This is a genomic window from Nonomuraea sp. NPDC049784 (genome assembly GCF_040659615.1).
Classification (GTDB): domain Bacteria; phylum Actinomycetota; class Actinomycetes; order Streptosporangiales; family Streptosporangiaceae; genus Nonomuraea.
In genome coordinates this window covers 1-5,654 of record NZ_JBFAMX010000647.1, presented here as the reverse complement: position 1 = coordinate 5,654, position 5,654 = coordinate 1, and the positions used below count along the sequence as shown (strand labels likewise).

Below are 5,654 nucleotides of genomic sequence, written 5' to 3'. Positions count from 1 at the left end.
CGGCGTCCGCCTGCACGCCGTGCTCCCGCCGGTGGCGTCGGGCGGCACCTGCGTGTCGCTGCGCCTGCCGCCGCGTCGCACGTTCACCCTGGAAGACCTGGTGTCGGCGGGGACGGTCACCCCGTCCGCGATTCCGGTACTGACCGCCATGGTGACAGCCAGGCTGGCGTTCCTGGTGACAGGCGGCACCGGCACGGGCAAGACCACACTCCTGTCGGCGTTGCTGTCGCTGGCGGACCCGGCAGAGCGCCTCCTGCTGGTGGAGGACTCCGCCGAGCTGCGCCCCCTCCACCCCCACGTGGTACGCCTGGAAACCCGCCCCGCCAACCTGGAGGGCGCGGGCGGGGTGGGCCTACGCGACCTGGTGCGCCAGGCGCTGCGCATGCGCCCCGACCGCCTGGTGGTGGGAGAGGTGAGGGGCAGTGAGGTGGTCGACCTGCTGGCCGCGCTCAACACGGGTCACGAGGGCGGCTGCGGCACACTTCACGCCAACACCGCTGCCGACGTGCCACCTCGCTTGGAGGCGCTGGGTTGCGCGGCGGGCCTGACCAGAGAAGCCGTGCACAGCCAGCTGGCCGCAGCGCTCGACGCGGTCATCCACCTGACCCGCGGCCGCCCGGACGGCCGACGCCGCGTTGCTGAGATCTGCCTGCTCTCCAGAACGTCGACCGGCTTCGTCGAGTCCATCCCCGCCCTGACCTTCGACACCCGGGGAAACTTCCGGCCCGGCCCGGCCTACAAGGCCTTGTCGCAAAGAGCACATCCATGAAGGCCCACGCATCCCAGCCAGAGCGCGGTGGCTCGGCCGGACCGGAGGGCGTTCTCAGGGCGCCGATGCCCATGCACCCAAGCGAGGCTCAGGCGCCCTCGAGGCGCCTGCCATCGTGCACCGCCGCCACGCCGAGCAGGATCATCCGGTCGTCCGAGACACAACGCCTTGCGCACGCCGGAAGCAGGCGATGACCGGCACGCTGAAAGCCGCAGCGTCCAACCGGGAGGGATCGCGATGATCGACGCCCTGATAGCAGCAGCGTCCAGCCCGGAGGGATCGCGATGACCGGCCCCCTTATAGCCGCAGCGTCCACGCCGGAGGAAGCGCGATGACCAGCGCTCTGATAGCCGCGTTGTCCACAGCTTGCGCCGTATGGCTGTGGACAGCCCCTGACACCCCCACAACCCGCCTGGCCAGGCTGACCGTGGGCGGCCAGAAGCCCCGACGGAGATCCCTGAGCAGGCTGCTCACCCGCCCAACTCCCGCACGCCGAGCGGAGTCTTGGCGCCGGGCGTCAATAGAGCTATGCCAGGCCCTGTCCGCGGAGCTCTCGGCCGGCCGCACCCCGGGAGAGGCATTGACCAGGGCAATAGCGGCCGTGGACCTCCCGGCCCCGGAAGCCCTGCGCACCGTCATCGCGGCTGCGAGAGACGGCGGCGACGTCTCCGCGGCCCTCACCTCGTCGGCCCCACCCCAAGGAGGCGAGGGCCTACGCCAACTGGCAGCCTGCTGGGAGGTGGGTGTCACGGTGGGCGCGGGCCTGGCCGCCCTGGTCGAGCGAGTCGGCAGCACGTTACGCACAGCCCAAGCTCATCGCCAGGACGTCGCCGCCCAGTTGGCAGGGCCCCGCACCACGGCCAGGCTCCTCGCCGTCCTCCCGGCCCTCGGACTCCTGATGGCCGCGGCCCTGAACATGCACCCCCTGGACTTCCTGTTCGGCAGCCTGCCCGGTCTCATCTGCCTGATCGCAGGCATCGCCCTGGACGCCTGCGGCCTGTGGTGGACCAATCGCATGGCAGCTCAAGCACAAGCCTGAACCCACAGCCGAGTCACGTACCAATCTTGATAGGACCTGGTCGATGCTCCAGTTGCTGTCCGCGTTGTTCGCTGGCATGGCCGCCTGGCTGTGGTTCTCACCAAGAACACCGGCGGAACGCCTATCCCTCCTACGCCCGCCGAAGAGACTCCACTCCGAGAACCAACGAGCGCATAACCAGAACGAGGAGCCGCATCACCCGACCTGGCTGGATTTGCCGCCACCCCGCATCACCCGCAAGACGATCATCATCGCCGCATGCACAGGCCTGATCCTCGCCCTTCTGATCGGCGGCGTCGCCGGAGCCGTCGCGGGCATCTTGATCACTCCAGCAGTCGCGATATTCCTCCACAAAAAGCAAGCTCAGCGGCCCCACCGTGACCGCTGGCGAATCGCGGCCGACCTTCCGTTCGCCGCCGATCTGATGACGGCATGCCTCCTCGCAGGCCGCCCGGTGAGCGCCGCCACGGACATAGCCGCCGATGCGATCGGCGGCCCACTCGGCCAACGGTTGAAATGGGTCAGCACCCAGCTACGTCTCGGCGCCGACCCCGAACCCACGTGGGGCACCCTCGCCAAGGACCCGCCCACGGCCCAGCTCTCCCGAGCCATGAGCCGAGCAGCTCAAAGTGGCGCCCCGGTGGCGGATGTCCTGACCCGCCTGGCCGACGACGCCCGCGACGCCGCCAGAGCCGCCTCCGTAGCCTCCGCCAGAAGCGTCGGCGTAAAAGCAGTAGCTCCCTTGGGCCTGTGCTTCCTACCGGCATTCGTCCTGCTAGGAATCATCCCGGTAATAGCCGGCTTGGCCGCCACAATCGTCATCCCGTAGAGCCACAGCCGACTCAATCCTGGAAGAGGACAAGCCGATCGCGCCCCTCCCGGCCGAGCTGCCGATCAACAGGCGACCGTCTTTTACGAGCCGCGCCATTGCAGTGCACCTCGCAAATCACCCGCAAGCCCCTTGCCGACGACCTTGGCGACGGCGACGGATCACCCGCCGAGGTGCTCCGAGGGCGTGACCACTTGCCGCCCGAGACACTTCCCACGACGAGGACCGCCCACGACGAGGGCTTCTCGCCCACGACAAGGGTCGCCCACGAGCAGGGACTCCTCGCCCATGACAAGGGTCGCCCACGTGAAGGGGCTCCTCGCCGGCAAGGAGAGACCACTTGCCACGCGTAAGACCATTCGCCTCCCGCAGGGCCATTCGCCACCCCCAGGACCACTCGCTTACACGGACGGACCGCTTATCCACAAGGACGGACCGCAGACCATCGCCAATCCACAGAACGCCGCTCGGTCCACCGGTCACCACCCTGCTTCCGCCAACCTAAGGACTCCCGCCGGACAAACCCCGGCTCCGAGCACCACCTGGAGGCACGATGCACAGTCCCGCCACCACGCCAGACGACATCAAAGCCGCCTTGAAATCGACCCCCCACACGACGCCAGGCAGAGAGACAACAGGCAAGATCCCTCAGAGCCGCAGCCACACACCCCGAAACAACCCGACAGCACCCGACACCGCCGAATCCGTGCACCCAACGGGCAAGCCGCCAAGGGACATCCCCACACCGCCCAGCGCACGAAACGAATCACCCACGAGTGCCCGATCCGGCCCCAGCCGTTCGCGCAGCAACAGATGGCTCCACTACGCGGCCGTCAACCGGCAGCGAGGCATGTCGACGGTCATTGTCGCGGCAGTCGGCGTGTCTGGTTAGGTTCGTGTCCTGGTTAGCCGGGGTGCCCGATCCGAGAGTGATGTCATGATGCGGATGGCCTCGTGTCCCGTTTCTTGATCCATGAACCCATAGGAATGGTAACGGATGTGGCTTAAATCACACCAGGGTGGTTATTTGCTCAACGCGTGCGCACGCGCCTCGTATGTGAACGCTCGCTACTCGTGACCGCACGACTCCGCCAGAGGGAGGGGCTACCAAATGCCTTTCTCTGAGGAGTAGCGCGACAGTGCGGTGCTGAAGGGGTTGCCGTTTCCAGCACCGCCTGGTCTTCTCCTCCCCGAGGCATGGATCACGAGCACGGCAGCAGCCACGTCCTCCGGACCAGCGCAAGCGACAAGCAGGGGGGACGATGAGCCTCACAGGGGAGCGATCAGCCGTAGGCCGGACAGTGCAGGCACTGGCATTCTGTCCCGTCGATCAGGCCAGGTAGCACTGACATATTCCGACCAGATCGCTCTGAAGGGTTGCGTCCACGGGAGTGGTGTACGAGTTTGACCTGGTCACAAGCGCGGCTTTGCCGTACAGCTGCCCAGCTTGTTCAGGTCCGCCAGCACGCGGCTGTCCAAGCTGTGCGGTGCAAGGCGGTCAGCAGCCGCAGCCTCGTGCGAAGGAACTGATCGACAATCTTCTGTCTGGCTAGGCCGCAAGGGGCGCAGTAAGATCGATCCGTGCAACCAGGCGATTTCTTGGTCAGCGAAGAAAACCCAGAATGGGATCTTATAGGGCTTGACCCTGAAAATCGTATGCGCCGAGTGCTGGATGTGGCCCTAGTAGACCAAGTCAGGCAAGGTCGCGTTGAAGGTACCTCTGACCTTGATGCCGCGCACGGTCTAGCTGCTCTCGCCCATGATGAACTCGTCGCATTCGGCACCGACAGCTCTCAGATTCTGAATGACGATGACATCGCCCTGGTTCTGCGTGCGCTGCGCTCAGTCCTGCGTCGTCTGGGCCTCAAGTTTGAACTCCCCTTCAGGGACTTCAAAGGATTTCACGGATACTGGTCCGGCCATGGAATGTCTGGGTCGGGCGGCTGGGGTGCACGTCGAGGCTATCTTCAGGAGGTGTTCGAGCCGGTCTTCCGGGAACTCAATGAACGCGAAGATCAGGAGGAAGCAGGTTTCATCCGAGGTGTGGATGGCCAACTCAAGAACATCATCTTTGCGTCTAACGGTCCTAAGCCAGAAATCGTTCTGCAGGACGCCATCAACAATGTGGTCGAAATCTCCAAAAATGCCGAGTATTGCTTGTTCTATGACCGACCCCTCGGCGACTCCGGTCTGACCTGGACGGAACTCGTGGCTTGGTGGCGGGAACAGCATCATTTGAGTGATTCGCCTGACCGTGAGGTTGGTCATCACCTCTACGAGCGTTTGATCGCATCATGCGATACAAGCCTGGATGAGTCGTCGGATTTTTGGCCGGAGAAGACAATCTTCTGGACTTACTGCAAACGCTATGGGCGAGATGATGGAGGTAGGCAGCCCGCGCTACTCCCGCAAGTATATCTGCATTACGATCCCCGTACCCGACGACAACGGCTTGGAAAGCCTGGCGCATTGTTACGTGAGCGAATGGACTTCCTTCTGCTGCTGCCTCACGGTGTGAGGATTGTTATCGAGCTGGACGGCCAGCAGCATTATGCCGAGGGGGATACCGCTTCGCCACGTCTCTACGCGCAAATGGTAGCCGAAGATCGCAAGCTCCGGTTGAAGGGCCATGAAGTTTACCGCTTCGGCGGCTTCGAACTGAAGCAGTCAGAGGCGGGGGACATGCTCACACAGTTCTTCGATGAGTTACTCAGTCGTCATGGTTTCTAGTCTCCCTTAGGCCTGACGTCGATGACTGGCGCTCTTGATGGTGCTCTGCAACGACAAGTTGGGACTCGAAGCGGGGAGCTGGGCTGGTGATCGCCAGGGTGTGTCGGAGCTGAAGTTCAGGCGGAGCGTGGCGGCCAATGTGACCAGGCCGGAGACATCTGAGAGTCGTGCGTCGGCAAGCGGAGAGACGTACCGGTAGCTGTCAAACCGTATGAGACGTATCAGGCGACTTGTTCTGTATCGGAGCTGGGTTCCTCCTTGGCGGGTTCGTTGATCCAGACTGCGGT

Annotated in this window: 4 protein-coding genes; all 4 read left to right on the top strand. The window is 64.5% G+C overall.

The features are described 5' to 3' along the window. Nucleotides 1–769 (top strand): ATPase, T2SS/T4P/T4SS family (locus AB0J09_RS54600; RefSeq protein ID WP_360710176.1); only part of this gene is annotated, 769 nt, incomplete at its 5' end. 331 nt (nt 770–1,100) lie between these two features. Then, nucleotides 1,101–1,808: a type II secretion system F family protein gene (locus AB0J09_RS54595; RefSeq protein WP_360710174.1), complete on the top strand. Its 708-nt coding sequence runs from the start codon at nt 1,101–1,103 to the stop codon at nt 1,806–1,808. A 76-nt stretch (nt 1,809–1,884) separates the two neighbouring features. Next, nucleotides 1,885–2,637, top strand: coding sequence for a type II secretion system F family protein (locus tag AB0J09_RS54590; RefSeq protein ID WP_360710173.1), 753 nt, complete (start codon nt 1,885–1,887; stop codon nt 2,635–2,637). A 1,581-nt stretch (nt 2,638–4,218) separates the two neighbouring features. Next, complete coding sequence (locus AB0J09_RS54585) at nt 4,219–5,367, top strand: hypothetical protein (protein ID WP_360710171.1); 1,149 nt, start codon at nt 4,219–4,221, stop codon at nt 5,365–5,367. Nucleotides 5,368–5,654: the final 287 nt, after the last annotated feature.

Bases quoted from the DNA above. Each gene is read 5' to 3' on its own strand.
- AB0J09_RS54595 (WP_360710174.1), top strand. From the start codon at position 1,101: ATGACCAGCGCTCTGATAGCCGCGTTGTCCACAGCTTGCGCCGTATGG.
- AB0J09_RS54590 (WP_360710173.1), top strand. From the start codon at position 1,885: ATGGCCGCCTGGCTGTGGTTCTCACCAAGAACACCGGCGGAACGCCTA.